Genomic DNA, 16,489 nt, shown 5'->3' on the forward strand with positions numbered 1-16,489 from the left:
AGAACTCTACAATATTAGCCAAGGACTTGCCGCTCGCGTGTATTGGATAGATATTTTTGGACTTCACTCGCGGGTACACGTCAGCGTAGAAAGATAAAATCAAGTCATAATGTAATCATCCACTCTAAGCGTGTCAATTGTGACGTTGGGAATGTAACTGTAAATAAAGAGCCCAACGTCCAATTAATATAGCTTAGCGATGTTCCAAGATAATGATTCATCAACATTGCAGTATACGGAAACTGATTCAATTATATTCCGGTTGCGTATCGAAGAATCCCAGCAATGCCACCGAAGGCATCGTGTAATTGCTCGCCTTTCTCAAAATCAGTCGAAATGAACTTTGTTTCAGTACCACGCTGTTCGGCGATACTCATCAGATATTCAATGACATCCTCTCGTTTAACCTTCTCAGACGTACTTCCACAGTCACTACAGGTGTGATCTGGGTCATCATGTCGACGATCAATTACCTCATACTCCTCATGCTCGTCAGGACATTCATACACGACGACATCAGATCGAAGATCCTCAGAAAGTAGGAGTCTATCAACGGATCCCATCATGAGATTTTGTCGCGTCGGTTCAAAGCCATATGTTGCTTCCTCACCGCCATGAAGTTTCTCAAAGAACTCTTCCATCTCGGCTTTGTCTTTCATTACCTCCTGATCAGCGAGAACCTCCTGAGCAGAGTCAACAAGATCGTGTAGCCCCGATTCATCCGTATAAGAAACATCAAATTTCCCGACAACGACGTCTCCAAGTTCATGATGAAGATAATCTCCATCCAAGAACTCATCCTTTGTCGGTGAGGGACCACCGACCAGTACGCCATCTATCTCATGTCGCTTCGGAACAAAGAGATCATCCGCCATCCCAGCGACTTCCTGATAGAAATTATCAATTGCCTCAAGCCGGAGGCGGGCAAATCGTTGTGCGGATTGACCACCTTTTCGTTGCTTTCCTGGAACAAGCGACGACGCTGATTTGACCGGCTCAACACGTTTTCCTTTTAACCATCCTACATTTGCTTCTCGACGATCAAGAACAATAAGTCCGAACAAACCCTTATCAGCAAGCATATTCTCAAGCGGGTCTGTTAAAAAGTCAGAATCGCAATGATATCGGAATGATTGGATTGGCTCAGGTGGGCTCTCAAGCGACCGAGTCACCATTGTCGTCTGTCCACCACCTGTGCTGACAGCGCCAGAGAATAAGACAATACCATTATCTGGCGGGTATGTATCATAATATCGGAGTCGGTCTTTAATTGAGGTAAGTGCGTCTTGGACGTTTGTGCGTGTTTGTTTTGATTTAATATTGGCTGCTTCGGAGTGTTCCTGTGTAACATGAGCGACGACATCGGAGACTTGCCTATCAGGCGGAATATAGATCGTAACAAGTTGCGTACCAGACCCTTCGTACTCTCTAAGTTCCTCGATAACTTTTCGGAACTCGTACTTACGACGGTCCTTGCTCACGTTTTCGGTGTCGGTACTCATTGATTATCTTTCTATATTCGGCGGTAAGTATGCTGCGACTATAGCAGATAAGAGCCAGTATGCGGTAATACAATGATTTTGAAAAGCGAAACAGGAGCTTCTTTTATTCTCTGCAATGAATCAGGAGTATGGCAGCTGATGATACTAATTCTGGGGTGCCGTTTTGGTGGCTGATTATGTTTTTACTTATTACGCTTGGTGCAGGTGCAGCGACTGTTTTTTTCGTTGGTGGATCGCTGATTACCTAGATTGGTGTGGTATCTCAGCAGCTACTGACAACGCTGGTAGTGACACCCGATTCAATGATAATGAAGATCTCATGGGTTCCATTCTCAGATAATTATCAGCAGCTGTCACGGGGAGTATTTTACCGACGGCACGGCAGAGCAGATGAAATAGCTAGCAGATATGGTGTACTACATTACATAGATTGGGGTGCGTCAACGCCGACGATATCGAGCGCATTTGCAACGGTATTGCGAGCGGCGCGGACAAGAGCGATTCTAGCCGCAGTCACGGCTTCACTCTCTGCGTTCAACACCGAGCATTCACGATAGAATGTATTGAACTGTTCGGCGAATGAGCGAGCGAATGTGGCAACAACGTGTGGCTCAAGATCTGTCGCTGCTGATTCGACAACTGACGGGAATCGAGCGATCTCTCGAAGGAGTGCACGCTCAGCGTCCGAATGAAGTGCTGTAGCGCCAGGTATCGACTCAGATGTGAAATCAGCAATATTGAGAGTTGTACTCGATTCAACTTCCGCTTCAATACCACAGCAGCGTGCGTGGACATACTGAATATATGGTGCAGATTGTGCTTCAAAATCAAGCGCGCGGTCCCACTCGAAGGTTATTCCTTTTGTTGGTTGTTTCGAGACAATATCATATCGAACAGCACCGACACCAACCTGTCGGGCAATGCGATCGATATCATCGTCGGTGAGAGAGTCATCACGATCGCGTGAATCAAGTCTATCATATACTTCTTGACGAGCACGAGCGATGGCTTCATCAAGTAAATCATCAAGATCAACACCAGTTCCCTCGCGAGTCGACATACCGCCTTCCGGAAGGTTAACCCATGAATAAAACGGTTGCCTGAGTTGATCGGTGTCATTTCCAAGGATCTGAAGGGTCGCATCAAGCTGCTCAGCCTGGAGTTTGTGATCCTCACCAAGAACGGTCACTGAAGCGTCATAATTATTAAACTTCCATTCGTGATGAGCGAGATCACGTGTCGTGTACAATGTTGTCCCGTCAGAACGAAGAAAAACGAGATTTTTTTCAATATCGTGCGAACTGAGATCAATCTGCCACGCATCATCCTCATAAACCGCGGAATCAGCGGCTTTGAGTCGTTCAACTACGGCATCGGCATCTCCATTCCGGATAAACCGTGTCTCTTTGATGAATTCATCAAATGCTGCTGAAAGGCGTCCAAATGAAAGTTGCATGCCTTCAATAACTTGATCCACAACAGTCTCGACGCGTTCATACGTCTCAGTGTCGCCTGCGTCGAGACCATTAATTATCGCTGCAATCTCAGCCTCAGCGGATTCGACAGCAGTATCATCGGCATTTTCAAGAAATTCATTACCACGACGATAGTACCGGACAAGTTCATAATCGATGCGGTCACGCTCTGGATCTGGAAGTGAATCAGGATCAAATTTCTCGTATGCCCAAGTGAATACGCCTACCTGGCGACCAGCGTCATTGAGATAATAATGCCGATCCACAGTGTCGCCATTGTATTCGAGTAATCGAGCGACTGCGTCGCCAAAGATCGTATTTCGCCCGCGTCCAACATGGATTGGTCCTGTTGGATTTGCACTCGTATGCTCGACAACAACAGACTGACCGGTATCAGGAAGGTGTCCGTATTCGGGATCCTGCCCAGCGGCAAGCGTATCCGTATAGTATTCATCGTTGACATGAAAATTAACGTATGGTCCGCGCGTATCCACATGCTCAATGTACTCATAACTCTGAGAGTCAGGATCAAGATCAATAGCGGCAGCGATATCATCTGCCACAACTGGTGGTGAGTCGTTGGCAGATCTCGCAAGACGAAATGCGACGCTCGAAGCGAGCGTTGCTGGAACATCCTTAGGCGGCGTCTCCACCCCTAAATCATCGGTCGGGAATGCAAGTGTTTGCAGGGCTGATTCAATTGCGTGTTCCACCTCCGACCGAAAAGCTCTGAACATATCTCATATTTATAAAGAGTAATTAAAGACTTTTCCGAACAAAATAGAAGCATACTCACTGTGATCATGAATCAATATTTGATACTGTGATCACGCCAGCTGACTCTATACAAGTGATTAATTTCTGGTATTGGATTTTTGATCGTATGTTAGTACATATCAATTTTGAGAAGCATCACATACCCGTTATTCTTAACATGCATCAAGCTATAAGTATAGTAATGTCAGAGTCGACGACAGCCGTTGGTCATGATGAACTTGCGGCATTGAAATTCGTTGCCTTAGAAGGGGCACGATCAGAGCCGATCAAAATATCTTGCTCAGGACTGAGTGACCAACTTGAGGTGTCAACTCAGACTGCATCACGACGACTTCGACGACTTCAGACGGCAGGGTATCTTGACCGTGACGTTGTCACGGATGGACAGTGGGTTTCACTGACCGAAGACGGTGAAACAGCGCTTCATAAAGAGTATACACAGTATCAGGAGATATTTGAAGACAACTCATCAGTTGTTGAACTCGCTGGAACCGTCACAAGCGGGATGGGTGAAGGACGTCATTATATCTCATTATCCGGGTATATGGAGCAGTTCGAAGAGCGACTTGGATATGAGCCATTCCCTGGAACGCTTAATATTGATCTTGATGATGATAGTACGCGAACACGGGCGGCTGTTTCGTCTCTCACGGGGATTCAAATCGACGGCTGGGAGGATGAAGAACGAACGTTTGGTCCAGCAACATGCTACCCGGCTGAGATTATACTCACTGAGAAAACTGCAGGAACGGCACATATTATTGTCCCGGAGCGAACGCATCATGATGAGACACAACTTGAAGTTATCGCGCCAAATCGGCTTCGGGATAGTTTGAATCTTACCGACGGAGAGAACCTTACAGTGCGATTAAAACCTAAAGAATGAGTTTATCGCAATTCAATAACACAGTAGCTGTGATGGATAATAAATGAATATGTCTAAAAGAACAATATTCAGATCACGGTCTCATAGAAGTGCATACGAATACCGATATTAATCCGGGTGCTGCTAATATGGATACTACAACTAACACACATATTGAATCGAGTGAGGTCATTGCCGATGCGGTGACAGCATTTAGCAACGATGAGCCGGTGCTTATTCACGATTTTACCGACCGGGAAGGTGAGACCGATATCATCTATCCTGCTCGCGCTATTGATGCAGATGCCATCGCTCGGCTTCGCAATGATGCTGGGGGATTGATCTGCACTGCAGTATCGGATGCTGTTGCAACAACGCTTGAGTTGCCGTTCTTAGAGGATGTATTGGAACACCCTGCCACAGCAGATCATGACCTTGGGTATGATACTCGCTCATCATTTTCATTGCCGGTGAATCATCGTGAAACATTCACTGGTATCACTGATGATGATCGGGCAAAGACAATTCAGCGTCTTGGTGTCATTGCAGCAGCAGCAGATACCGGTAAATACACTGCTGAGGACTTTGCGGCTGAATTCCGGACGCCTGGACACGTCAATGTGCTTCGGGGAGCACCAGGGTTATTATCGGACCGAAGAGGTCACACAGAACTAGGACTTGCACTTGCTGATGTGGCTGACTGCGCACCGGCGGTTGTTGTCTGTGAGATGCTTGATGATACAACTGGAAACGCAACGGCACCCGCCGATGCACAGACATACGCCGCCGAGAACGATATGGCATTTATTGATGGGGCTACATTAGTTGAAGAACTAGCTTAGGGTTCGTATACAGCATATCTATGACGATCATCAGTACTATTTATATCGGGTGATGATCAACTTGGATAGTATCAGTATATTTGATTTGAATTCATTGTATACATAAGAAATCGATCGTCGACTTACAAACGAAATGAGTGATAATTTATAATTATCGCATACGGACTGAGTAAGACGATTATTGAAAAGCTGTTGTCGGGCACTCTTTATACGTCAGACCGCAAACGACGACATATGGATTTTAACGAGATGGATGTCGAAACGATCTGGCAGGATGGGTCGTTTGTCGATTGGGATGATGCAACGGTACATGTTCTTACGCACGGACTTCACTATGGGACGGGTGTTTTCGAAGGTGTGCGGTGTTATGATACGCAAAATGGTCCTGCAATCTTTCGATGGGATGAACATCTCGAACGGTTGTACCAATCAGCACAACCATATGATATGGAGATCCCATACACGCGAGAGGAGCTCACAGAAGCAACATTAGAACTACTTCGTCGAGAACAATTAGAGTCATGTTATATCCGCCCGGTCGCATTCTACGGGTATGGTTCACTTGGCGTGAGTCCGGGCGATAATCCAGTTGACGTTGCAATTGCTGCATGGCCGTGGGGAGCATACCTTGGTGAGGAGGCACTTACGAATGGTGTTGAAGTGATGATTTCCTCGTGGCGAAAGCACGCATCAAGTCAGATTCCGACGAACGCAAAAACGACCGGTCTGTATGTAAATTCATTGCTTGCTGGCGAAGAAGCACGACGAAACGGATATACTGAGGCGATTGTACTTAATAAGGAGGGTAATGTTGCAGAGGGTCCTGGAGAAAACATCTTTATGATTCGTGACGGAGAAATATATACACCAGGGCTTTCAGAAAGCATTCTCGATGGAATAACTCGTGATACTGTCATTGAACTTGCTCAAGATCGAGGATACACTGTCCATGACCGTGCAACGATATCACGTGGTGAGCTTAATACTGCTGATGAGTTGTTTTTCAGCGGTACAGCTGCTGAGGTGACACCAATTCGAAAGGTCGACAATGTTGTAATTGGAGATGGAGGCAGAGGTCCAGTGACAGAGGAACTCCAACAGGCATTCTTTGATCTTATTAATCGAGAGACAGATGCACATGCAGAGTGGTTTAGTTATGTCTGAGCTGTACGCGCCGGCTATCTGAATCATCATATATCTTTGTCGGAATCGACTGTTGATTATTTGAGACTAATTCATCCTGGGAGACTCAAATAAACTAAACGTAGGCAGTATATGACAGGTGTAAATATGAGATTAGAGTCTATTGAGGCGAATGTTATAAGGATTGATTCCGAAGTGGTCCACTAAAACAACATACGTCTGTAGTTTTTAATTAATGCAGTCGTCCTCATTCTCGTAGTCCCACTACTTATCTGTTGAGTCGATGTTTCCAGTATTACCAAAGTCGGCTCCTGCAGAGATATCAGTGCCTGTATTACGATTCTCATCCCCATCCCCGAACCCAGCTGATAATGTTCGTGTCAGTGCCTCCTCAACAGTCTCATCGGTTTCAGTGATGTCTGAAGTATCGACTTCAATAATAAATCCAGTGGTAATATTGGGCGCGGTTGGCATGAATAACACCTCTCGACCATCTGCTGTCGTTTTTCCTGTTTTAAATGCCGTCATACGCATTCCAGGCCACGTTTCGACCTTGACAGGCGTCTGGAGCTCTTCAGTGCCACTAAGTGCCGTTTCGACAGCAAGTTTCGATGCATTATACAGAACGCGAATGAGCGGGACACGATTCATCGCTGCATCAAGATAATTTTCAATCAGTCGTCCAGCTGTTGTTCGCATCAAGTATCCAACAGAGAAAATTAACATCACAAAGATAATAATGGCAGCAAAGAATCCAAATGGCTCTTGCAGTCGTCGGACGAAGGGTAGTCCGACAATTCGCGAGTAAAGGTAATTGACCACGGTTAGTATAACCAATATCGGAATAACAACGACAAGCCCACTCGCGAAATCACGTCTCCAGGAAGACATTGATTGTACTAAATTTCACCTGTGAAGATATAAAGTGACTCTTATTTATATTCCTGCAGTTGATTCCCAATCAACTTATTTATGATATCCACTGGTTCAGTTTTGGGTTTTTTATCGACCAATAACACACATACATTCTCGGAGGATCTAATCATGAGAATATGGAGCGTTGAATAAAATATATTGAATCCAATTCAGCGTCTAGTGCGTATCTCCATCTTCGGTCTTCGATGAAATCTACCATTCTGACAGAATTACAAGATTTATATATTTACTTGATGGATACAGACGCACTGATAGATAATACTGATCTAGTTACGTATCAGAACGTATCTTTGGTCTAATTATTGAACATTGTATTGTCCTATGTGTCACTCCTGTAGTGATGGAGTCATCTAATTCAGGTCTGAGTGATCATGCATTAACTACTGGTAGAGATATAATACAGCAACTGCATATAAACGCGTATCAGTACTGACTTTATGAACTCTGTATAACTTATCAGTATGATTATCGAAGTAGTCACCACTGCAGTATGGACCATGCTGCCAGCGTATGTTCCAAATAACGTTGCGGTGCTGGCTGGCGGCGGAGCGCCGATTGATGGCGGGCGCACACTTGATGATCGACGAGTGCTCGGTGATGGAAAGACGTGGCGGGGAACGGTTGTTGGAACCTTTGTTGGGATAGCAGTCGCGTTTGGATTAAATGGAATACTTCCGGTTCTCACACGTATGGGGGCTGATCTTGAGCCATTTTCGCTCGGGGCAGCTGTAGGGCTTTCATTTGGGGCGATGCTTGGTGATATTGCTGCCTCATTTATTAAGCGTCAGAGCGGTCGACAGCGAGGAGTGCCATTTCCTGTCGTTGATCAGCTTGACTTCGTCGTTGGGGCGATTTTTTGTGCGACCGTTCTTGCACCCCGTTGGACTATTGTAACATTTACACTGCCTGTCATGGTTGCTGTACTCGTTTTAACACCAGTGTTGCACGTTGGAACAAATGCCGGAGCATATGTACTTGGACTCAAACAAGAACCGTACTAATTAAGAAAGATGTATCCTCTGACACTCACGTGAGAATTTAACGATATTCGGTTTGAGCGCCATTTGTATCAAATAGATAATTACCTGTAGATTTGATCTACCACGTGTGGTCAGATCAGTTGGTGCATATGAGTCTTGAATCGTCCGGTTTAATTTGTTGGACAGTAGGATTGTACCAACGACTTTGATAATGACACCATCACAATCACCGACAACCGACGATATTGTTGATACCCTTCGAAATACTGATGCTGTCCAGTATGGTGAATTTGAACTTTCACACGGGGGGACCTCAGAATATTATGTAGACAAGTACCTATTTGAAACTGACCCAGAGTGTCTACAGGTAATCGCATCCGCGTTTGCCGACCGGGTTGATGGTACGACTCTTGCTGGTGTCGCACTGGGTGCTGTTCCACTCGTTGCTGTGACAAGTACGGTTGCAGGGCAACCATATGTCGTTGTTCGAAAGAAGACAAAACAGTACGGGACAGGAAATCGAATTGAGGGAAGACTGGATGCAGATGAAGAAGTTGTTGTAATTGAAGATATTGCAACGACCGGAACAAGTGCAGTTGAAGCGGTGAATGCACTTCGAGATGCAGGGGCGAGTGTTAATCGTGTACTCGTCGTTGTTGATAGACAAGAAGGTGCACATGAGCGTCTTGAGTCAAATAACATCGAAATGGAATCACTCGTGACAGCCACTGATTTACTTGTCGATAAAGAGGACACATGATATATACAGACACTCGAAGCGACCTGAAATGAGAGTACAGACGGCTGAACACGGTCATCCGTGTCCTGGAGTCTACATGTATCGCTGTATTCATACATACATGTCCGTGGGAACAAACACATGAATCGCGCGGAGAAAGCAGCATTACAGTTACAGGCTATAGCCGTTCTTCGGATGCTGAAAGAAACGCGGACATATGACGAACTTGCTGAATTAACCGGGTTACCGTCTGGGGACCTCAATCGATACGTCAACGGACATGTCCTTCCAGGAGCGAATCGTGCGAGTCAACTGGTTGATGATGTTGGACAGGAAGCACTCGCTACTGAGTTGCATGCACGAGTCGAAGTTGATAATGAGGGTTATGTAGACAATTCAAGCATTGTATTTGATCAGTCATTTCTTGATCTCGTTGCTCCTGTTGCTGCAGACACGTTCGCGTTTGAGCGTCCAGATGTTGTATTGACAGCTGCGACAGATGGGATTACACTCGGTGCAGCAATGGCGAGTTACTTCGATTCCCGCGTTGCATACGCTAAGAAATCTAAAGAAACCGCCGTTGAGGAGTTTATAGAATCTCGCCAGCGTCTTACATCAGGTATTGAATTAACATACTATCTTCCTGCGTGTGCAATCGAAACTGGAGAGTCAGTTCTTGTCGTTGATGATTTAATTCGATCAGGGGAAACACAGGAATTGTTACTTGACATTGTCAAGCAGGCGGATGCGAAACTCACAGGCGTATTCGCGCTTATTGCTGCCGGGACAAGGGGAATTAAAAAAGCACGCGCACAGACTGATGTCCCTGTCAAGGCGTTATCGCAAGTTGATACTCGTTGATTCCACAGTCTTGACATCCTCCTCCGCGTTCACGCGGAGGAATCCTAAGCGTGGGGATATTAACATCTACAGTCCACTACCTCCGTCTGCGGTTGGAATCCGCAGGAGAGGTCATACAGGTAGACTGAAGACTGTGCCGACCAGCCGGTACACATATCCTCTGACGAGGACTCGGAGTTACTTTCGCTGTTGTTTATATCGAAACGAATGTTCTCCGCCCCTGCCCCATTCACGTCTGGATTGAACGCATCGTTGTGTTCCCCGCACACCTATAAGCCGCGTTCGACACGCTGACTGTCGTCGTTTCTACCACAGATACAATACGTCTTCGACGTATCTCGCTCAGACACTTCCATCACCTCGATACCTTCGACTTTCGCCTTGTACGTGAGTACCTTCCTGAAGCGGTCGAACGCCCACCCGTGCAAGTCAAGATTGCCGTGCCGACCCCAATTCTTCGCCTCCCCATCGTCGGTTTCACGCACTCCTTCCAAGTTACCAATATTGACTCGACCAACCTGTTTCTCAACACACCGTTCAACGATGTGCTTGGCGAAACTGTGGAAAAAGTGAGTACGACGCTCCGACCATTTTGCGTGCAGTCGAGTCGCACGCTCACCACCGCTATCATCACATTGAGCAATTTCTCTGGGGAAGTAGTACCCGTCTTGTTTCAGCCGGGTGCCCGGATATAACTCGGCTTCTTCCGTGTTGTAGGCAACGGCGGCGAAATTGCAGATGCCGAGGTCGATGCCAACGGTTTCCTCACCAGGAGCGTCTGGAGTGTCACTCTCGTCTTTGCAGACGATGTGAAGCTCCCACCGACCTTTCGCCGGGTCATACACGGCACGCACTTGCTGGACAGTCTCAACAGTCGCGTCAGGTCGGGTTGCATATTCGACCAGCATATACCCCACGCTTTCGGGTGTTCCTTGTGATTCGCACCTTTCGACAGGCGAATTTTGTTGTGTTTCTGGTCGTCGTTGAACCCGTTGTTTCCATGTCACTGTGCTACGAGGATATTCTTCGTGAACGCGGTTGCCGTCTTGGTCGTAGTAGTTGCGTTTACGGTAACCGGGCGGGTTTGCACGGTGATCGGACTTGCGTTTCTGATACCACGAGTGAAAGCTTTCAGCAAGCTCCTCCAGAACTCGCTGACTGGACTGGCTATGCAGACCCTTGTATTTGATATGGTTTTTCAACTCTTCATGATTGGGGATTTCGCCGGTTTCGTCCCAGACTTCTCGGGTATGGTAGTTGCCGACGTTCCAGAGTTTACTGGCGCTCCACCCATGCCGGTCGAGCGACTCTGCAACCTGTGAGTGGTTGCAGATTTTGGCTTGATAGGTGCGGTGGACTTCCATCATTTTGTGGAACGCTCGCATAACTGTTTATACCAGGCTAACTTGTAACGATTGAGATTGTGGTTGTGGGTGAATATCCAGCCGTGGTGTAGCCGGTAGTTTGGTCGTCGGAGTGTCGGCTTCATCACGCGGCTGTTCAGTTCTCGATTCGGACTGACGGTCGGAACAGTCGTCCCTCACAGGAAGGCGGGTATATTCGTCTCAAATCTCTATAATATGAGATTGGGTGGGCAATAGAAATATTTATGTTGTTTGTTAGATGCATGCTCAAACGTGCATTATGGGACTTTCTGAGACGGTAAATGACTATTTCGATATACAAGAACATGGATCATCTATTCGCACTGAGATTCTTGCAGGAGTGACAACGTTTCTGACGATGTCATATATTGTTATCGTGAATCCATCTGTATTGACTGATCAACCAGGAATTCCAGGAGCGGATGGGATTGCAATTTCTGGGATGGCTCCTGGCGAGGTTCAATCAATGTTAGCAGTGGTGACGATTATCGCTGCAGCAACGGCAACATTCATAATGGCGATATATGCAAATCGACCATTTGCACAGGCGCCAGGGCTTGGATTGAACGCATTTTTTGCATTTACTGTTGTTGGAGCGCTTGGTGTTCCATGGCAGACCGCGTTAGCAGCGGTCGTTGTTGAGGGGGTTATTTTTATTATACTCACTGCAGTCGGCGCTCGTGAGTATATTATCCGGGTTTTTCCAGAGCCCGTAAAGTTCGCTGTCGGAACCGGGATTGGATTATTTTTAACGATCATTGGACTGCAGGCAATGGGAATTGTTGTTGATGATAGTGCGACACTCATCACACTTGGATCGGTCGCATCAGACCCGGTTGCCTTTCTCTCGGTTCTTGGGTTGTTCGTCACATTCGCGCTATATGCACGCGGAATTCCTGGGTCGATTATTATTGGGATTGTCCTGACGACGGTGAGCGGGTGGGCAATTACTACCTTTGGACCATTCACTCCTGATGCCGGTCTTGTAGCTGGGTCGACAGCCGTCTCGTATGATATTACCCCGCTTGCAGGGGCATTCATATCTGGACTTGGTAATGTTGAAGCATTTTCATTTGCGCTTATTGTCTTTACATTCTTTTTTGTAGATTTCTTTGATACTGCCGGTACACTCGTTGGGGTCGGGCAAGCAGGTGATTTTCTTGATGAGACAGGAAATTTTCCAGATATTGACCGGCCACTCATGGCAGATGCAGTTGGAACAACTGTCGGTGGAATGCTTGGAACATCAACAGTGACGACATATATTGAGTCTGCTTCAGGAGTCGAAGAAGGTGGCTCAACCGGTCTCACTGCATTGACTATAGCGGTGTTATTCGTTGGATCACTGCTCTTAGTCCCGCTTGCAGCCGCAATCCCACTTTATGCATCACATATCGCGCTGGTGGTGATTGGAATTATTATGTTACAGAATGTCATTGATATCGAATGGAATGATATCACACATACGATTCCTGCAGGGATGACAATCTTGGTCATGCCATTCACATATTCAATTGCATATGGAATTGCTGCTGGCATTGTTTCATATCCAATCGTCAAACTCGCTGCTGGAGAGGTGTCTGATGTGCGCGTCGGTCATTGGGCGTTAGCACTCGCATTTGTCGTGTATTTCTTTGTTCGGACAAGTGGCGTGCTCACTGGTCAACTATAAATTATATCGAGGGTCATACCCAGACCCTCTAGAGAGGTGGTCTGATCAGTCGGTAAATGAATCAGCCATTGTGTGTGCCAATATTATCAGTAAATTGGTAAATACTAGATGAAACGATGCAAAATTTCATTATCATAATCCGTATCGCAAGGCATTCAGGAAGGAGTATATTCACCACGTGATGTGTTTGCCGCATTGCGTCCACAATCTAATCGGATCCGGCTGATAGGTATCTGTCTCATTATCATATTGATTACCCCAGCGGTTACATCAGCGATTACGTACGATTCATCTGCACAATCGGCACTCAACGAAGGGACAATCACAGACCCTGCGAATGGGTCAACCGTTATTAGCACTCAAGGATACACATTTCAAGGAAATACAAATCCAAAGAAACCAGCTCGATTACTTGCTGTTGGTGAGCAGGGTAACCTCAGATGGACACATGATGATACTGTAGGCGGAAGTGCATGGTTTTTTGATGTTGACCCACTTCCAAATGGTAATCTACTCGTTTCATCACCACGCGATGGCAAGACAGTCGTATTTGAGTTCAATCGAACAACAAAAACACGTGTCTGGCAACAGCGGTTTGCAATGGAGGACACCCACGATATTGATTATCTTGGAGAAGATCGTTTCGTGATTGCGAACATGCGTGAATGGAACGAATCAGCGGATGTGAGTGATGACCGGATTGTAATTTATAATCGATCAGAAGATGCAATCACATGGGAGTGGACATTCCGGAATTATTTCTCAGCTGAGACAGACGGTGGATACAGTAAGGATTGGACACATGTCAACGATGTTGACCCAATCAGCGAGAATCGATTATTACTCTCACCACGAAATTTTGATCAGGTAATCGTCGTCGATATCGAAACAAAAGCAATCGTCGAACGACTTGGTCGTGATGGCGCACACGATATTTTACATGAACAACATAATCCTGACTGGCTAATAAGTGAATCCGGGACCCCCACTATTCTTGTTGCAGATAGCGAGAATGACCGTGTTGTCGAGTATGCAAAGCTGGATGATGAATGGAAACGAACCTGGACTGTTGGGACAAATACACTCACATGGCCGCGAGACGCTGATAGACTTCCAAACGGGAATACGCTCATCGTTGATAGCTTAAATCATCGAGTGGTTGAGATTACACCGACAGGTGAGGTTGTTTGGGAGTATTATGCAACATGGGGGCCGTATGATGCTGAACGGATAGCACATGGTGATGAGTCAAATGGACCAACGATACGTGAGATGAACGCTTCTGGGAACTATCCAATCACAGGAAGTGCGAATCTGACGACTGTAAGTAGTGGGGGTGCTGGTGTCGCCGGTTGGGTACGAACAACATTCACAGAAACACCACTTGCAGAACCAGCGAATACAATAGCAACACAGTGGGCGCATATCACGCCATGGATCCGCCCTGTCTGGATGACTGAATGGGATCTTGTATTTACGCTAGCTTCTACGATTACTGCGACGACCTGGTTAGTTGCTGAACTCATCGCTGCCCGACAGCGATTCCGAATTATATTCCACCGTCTCTTGAGATAAAAAATACACGCAGAGGATTCCATTCAATTAGCATGTGCGTGAGCGCGGGCCGGGTGGGTTTAGTTTGATACTTTTCATTAGGAGTTTGTATCGCTGGGTTCAGTTTTTGTATCGGCGAGTGGAGTATATCGATCTACGATAATAATCCATAAGGCAATTATGACAGGAATGAACTCGATAATACCAGTAATACTCGTTGCATAATCAATCCAATATTGAATTACAGGATCATCGGGCGTTGGACGCTGTGGAAGAATCGGCCAGAAATAATTTGTGAGAAACTTGGGATATGCGACTATCAGATCGGCAATGATATGACTTCCATATCCAGGGAGAATTGGAATCAAAAAACGAAGTCGTGAGATTGAGATGAGCAATATACTGATAACGCTAAATGTCAAGACTGAATGACCGATTGTATGCCCAGTTATTGATACGCCAATCGCAAATAGCGGCTTATCTATGATATCTGGAAGAAACGTGGCGAGTAAGCACAATCGAAGTGCAGTTGTGTTATACTTCAGTGTCCGACCAATAATCAATGCGAGTGCAAGATGTCCAAGTGGGGTCATAATACCGCCACGTTTGGATTATAGCCTCCCAGACACATTGCTGTGTGGATTTCAAATAAAGAAATTGCTACTGTTGATTACGTTGATGAATCCTGGTATGAAATGAATACGGATGTACTCAAAGTCGCATCTTGCCGTATGTAGCAGGGTCTATTGGAAGATCAGCCGAGGGCTGATGCGAGGTATAGATCGAATATACATGAGACCGATACACGACAACTTTTCTACAGAGGCAGCAGGCGGAGTGTTTGGGGCTTGATTCTTCAATAGTTCACGAACGGGATTAGATGTCAAGATATGAATATTTCCTGAGGACAGAAGATTGGTTATCATACGATTGTATATCTAAGTTGTACTAAGAGTACTTGTCACAGGTGCGAGGAGGGGTTGGGCGGTCAGTCGCATTGACCCTCACAGAGGATCATGACATCGCTATTAATTACCGAGTCTCAGATGAAGCCGCTACCGAAGTTGTTGAACTAGCTAAAAAAGGCAGTAATGTGATCACTGTACGTACTGATGTCTGCAATCCTGAGGCTGTCGAATCGATGATTGCTGAGGTCGTAAATGATCTTGGTGGTCTTGACGCGGTCATCAATAACGCAGGCATCATTGAACCGGATCTTGTAACCGATATTGACAATCAGCAGTGGGACCAAGTTCTTGATACGAACCTCATCGGAGCATTTTATATCACACGTACGGCTATTCCTCATCTTGAGCCAGACGGTGATATTGTACTCATTTCCAGTATTGGGGGAACCGGTGGGACCGTCGATGCTAGTTATGCCGCGAGCAAAGCAGGACTTCATGGGCTGACTCGGTCACTGGTTCGGGAATACGGTGATAGAGGGCTTCAGGTCAATGTCGCCGCTCCTGGTCCTGTTGAAATAGAAATGAATGACACAATTGTCAAATATCTGGAAGCAGTCGACTTTCGGGGACATGAAAACGTTGACACACAGCTTCCTGAGTATGCATGTCAACCGGAGTATATTGCTCATACCGTAGAATATCTGTTAGAAAACAAATACATTTACGGTGAGATTGCCAATATCAATGGTGGTATGCAGTTCCAATAGTGGAACCAATCTCTGTGCTACTCTGGTGATTGAGCGGTCTATGTCCTGATGCGAGCTTCAACAAGATTTCGAGAGATAGAGTG

General features: G+C 46.1%; 14 protein-coding genes. 9 read left to right on the forward strand and 5 right to left on the reverse strand.

Annotation, left to right across the window (positions count from 1 at the left end):
* Positions 1 to 251: 251 nt before the first annotated feature.
* The gene (prf1, locus tag J07HQW2_RS07395) at positions 252 to 1,502 is read right to left on the reverse strand and encodes a peptide chain release factor aRF-1 (RefSeq protein WP_021054810.1); all 1,251 of its coding nucleotides are present in this window, start codon (positions 1,500 to 1,502) and stop codon (positions 252 to 254) included.
* Between the two features lie 421 nt (positions 1,503 to 1,923).
* Positions 1,924 to 3,714: an arginine--tRNA ligase gene (argS, locus tag J07HQW2_RS07400; protein ID WP_021054812.1), complete on the reverse strand. Its 1,791-nt coding sequence runs from the start codon at positions 3,712 to 3,714 to the stop codon at positions 1,924 to 1,926.
* A gap of 221 nt (positions 3,715 to 3,935) precedes the next feature.
* On the opposite strand from argS, the gene J07HQW2_RS07405 reads away from it, so the two are divergent.
* From J07HQW2_RS07405 to J07HQW2_RS07415, 3 genes are all read left to right on the forward strand, one after another.
* On the forward strand, positions 3,936 to 4,640 hold the full coding sequence (locus tag J07HQW2_RS07405) for a DUF120 domain-containing protein (protein WP_021054813.1): 705 nt from the start codon (positions 3,936 to 3,938) through the stop codon (positions 4,638 to 4,640).
* A gap of 128 nt (positions 4,641 to 4,768) precedes the next feature.
* The gene (gene ribB, locus J07HQW2_RS07410) at positions 4,769 to 5,461 is read left to right on the forward strand and encodes a 3,4-dihydroxy-2-butanone-4-phosphate synthase (RefSeq protein WP_048075543.1); all 693 of its coding nucleotides are present in this window, start codon (positions 4,769 to 4,771) and stop codon (positions 5,459 to 5,461) included.
* Positions 5,462 to 5,695: 234 nt separating this feature from the next.
* Positions 5,696 to 6,625 carry a branched-chain amino acid transaminase gene (locus J07HQW2_RS07415; protein ID WP_021054815.1) on the forward strand — a complete coding sequence of 310 codons (930 nt, stop codon included), beginning with the start codon at positions 5,696 to 5,698 and terminating at the stop codon, positions 6,623 to 6,625.
* A gap of 243 nt (positions 6,626 to 6,868) precedes the next feature.
* Here J07HQW2_RS07415 and J07HQW2_RS07420 read toward each other — a convergent pair whose 3' ends face one another.
* Positions 6,869 to 7,495 (reverse strand): DUF502 domain-containing protein, encoded by a 627-nt coding sequence (locus tag J07HQW2_RS07420; protein WP_021054816.1) that lies wholly within the window; start codon positions 7,493 to 7,495, stop codon positions 6,869 to 6,871.
* A 506-nt stretch (positions 7,496 to 8,001) separates the two neighbouring features.
* On the opposite strand from J07HQW2_RS07420, the gene J07HQW2_RS07425 reads away from it, so the two are divergent.
* The 3 genes from J07HQW2_RS07425 (at position 8,002) to J07HQW2_RS07435 (ending at position 10,120) form a co-directional block, all read left to right on the forward strand.
* Entirely contained in the window at positions 8,002 to 8,541 is a 540-nt protein-coding gene (locus tag J07HQW2_RS07425) for a CDP-2,3-bis-(O-geranylgeranyl)-sn-glycerol synthase (RefSeq protein WP_021054817.1), read from the forward strand.
* Positions 8,542 to 8,731: 190 nt separating this feature from the next.
* A complete protein-coding gene (pyrE, locus tag J07HQW2_RS07430; protein ID WP_021054818.1) occupies positions 8,732 to 9,280 on the forward strand; it encodes an orotate phosphoribosyltransferase in 549 nt (182 codons plus the stop codon).
* A 120-nt stretch (positions 9,281 to 9,400) separates the two neighbouring features.
* On the forward strand, positions 9,401 to 10,120 hold the full coding sequence (locus tag J07HQW2_RS07435) for a phosphoribosyltransferase family protein (RefSeq protein ID WP_021054819.1): 720 nt from the start codon (positions 9,401 to 9,403) through the stop codon (positions 10,118 to 10,120).
* Positions 10,121 to 10,389: 269 nt separating this feature from the next.
* Here the strand turns inward: J07HQW2_RS07435 and J07HQW2_RS07440 are convergent, their stop codons facing one another.
* Entirely contained in the window at positions 10,390 to 11,487 is a 1,098-nt protein-coding gene (locus J07HQW2_RS07440) for an RNA-guided endonuclease InsQ/TnpB family protein (RefSeq protein ID WP_303704022.1), read from the reverse strand.
* Between the two features lie 277 nt (positions 11,488 to 11,764).
* Here J07HQW2_RS07440 and J07HQW2_RS07445 point away from each other — a divergent pair, with 277 nt between their 5' ends.
* Both J07HQW2_RS07445 and J07HQW2_RS07450 read left to right on the forward strand, forming a co-directional pair.
* The gene (locus J07HQW2_RS07445; protein WP_021054821.1) at positions 11,765 to 13,177 is read left to right on the forward strand and encodes an NCS2 family permease; all 1,413 of its coding nucleotides are present in this window, start codon (positions 11,765 to 11,767) and stop codon (positions 13,175 to 13,177) included.
* A 183-nt stretch (positions 13,178 to 13,360) separates the two neighbouring features.
* The gene (locus J07HQW2_RS07450; protein WP_021054822.1) at positions 13,361 to 14,752 is read left to right on the forward strand and encodes an aryl-sulfate sulfotransferase; all 1,392 of its coding nucleotides are present in this window, start codon (positions 13,361 to 13,363) and stop codon (positions 14,750 to 14,752) included.
* A 77-nt stretch (positions 14,753 to 14,829) separates the two neighbouring features.
* Here the strand turns inward: J07HQW2_RS07450 and J07HQW2_RS07455 are convergent, their stop codons facing one another.
* A complete protein-coding gene (locus J07HQW2_RS07455; RefSeq protein WP_021054823.1) occupies positions 14,830 to 15,324 on the reverse strand; it encodes a metal-dependent hydrolase in 495 nt (164 codons plus the stop codon).
* Between the two features lie 374 nt (positions 15,325 to 15,698).
* On the opposite strand from J07HQW2_RS07455, the gene J07HQW2_RS07460 reads away from it, so the two are divergent.
* Positions 15,699 to 16,406 carry an SDR family NAD(P)-dependent oxidoreductase gene (locus J07HQW2_RS07460; protein ID WP_021054824.1) on the forward strand — a complete coding sequence of 236 codons (708 nt, stop codon included), beginning with the start codon at positions 15,699 to 15,701 and terminating at the stop codon, positions 16,404 to 16,406.
* The last annotated feature ends 83 nt before the right edge of the window (positions 16,407 to 16,489 follow it).

Origin of the sequence: Haloquadratum walsbyi J07HQW2 (assembly GCF_000415985.1) — an archaeon.
Taxonomy (GTDB): domain Archaea; phylum Halobacteriota; class Halobacteria; order Halobacteriales; family Haloferacaceae; genus Haloquadratum; species Haloquadratum walsbyi_B.

What these genes read in the sequence shown, in the direction of transcription:
- prf1 (WP_021054810.1), bottom strand. Translation starts at nt 1,502, where the DNA reads ATGAGTACCGACACCGAAAACGTGAGCAAGGACCGTCGTAAGTACGAG.
- argS (WP_021054812.1), bottom strand. Translation starts at nt 3,714, where the DNA reads ATGTTCAGAGCTTTTCGGTCGGAGGTGGAACACGCAATTGAATCAGCC.
- J07HQW2_RS07405 (WP_021054813.1), top strand. Translation starts at nt 3,936, where the DNA reads ATGTCAGAGTCGACGACAGCCGTTGGTCATGATGAACTTGCGGCATTG.
- ribB (WP_048075543.1), top strand. Translation starts at nt 4,769, where the DNA reads ATGGATACTACAACTAACACACATATTGAATCGAGTGAGGTCATTGCC.
- J07HQW2_RS07415 (WP_021054815.1), top strand. Translation starts at nt 5,696, where the DNA reads ATGGATTTTAACGAGATGGATGTCGAAACGATCTGGCAGGATGGGTCG.
- J07HQW2_RS07420 (WP_021054816.1), bottom strand. Translation starts at nt 7,495, where the DNA reads ATGTCTTCCTGGAGACGTGATTTCGCGAGTGGGCTTGTCGTTGTTATT.
- J07HQW2_RS07425 (WP_021054817.1), top strand. Translation starts at nt 8,002, where the DNA reads ATGATTATCGAAGTAGTCACCACTGCAGTATGGACCATGCTGCCAGCG.
- pyrE (WP_021054818.1), top strand. Translation starts at nt 8,732, where the DNA reads ATGACACCATCACAATCACCGACAACCGACGATATTGTTGATACCCTT.
- J07HQW2_RS07435 (WP_021054819.1), top strand. Translation starts at nt 9,401, where the DNA reads ATGAATCGCGCGGAGAAAGCAGCATTACAGTTACAGGCTATAGCCGTT.
- J07HQW2_RS07440 (WP_303704022.1), bottom strand. Translation starts at nt 11,487, where the DNA reads ATGATGGAAGTCCACCGCACCTATCAAGCCAAAATCTGCAACCACTCA.
- J07HQW2_RS07445 (WP_021054821.1), top strand. Translation starts at nt 11,765, where the DNA reads ATGGGACTTTCTGAGACGGTAAATGACTATTTCGATATACAAGAACAT.
- J07HQW2_RS07455 (WP_021054823.1), bottom strand. Translation starts at nt 15,324, where the DNA reads ATGACCCCACTTGGACATCTTGCACTCGCATTGATTATTGGTCGGACA.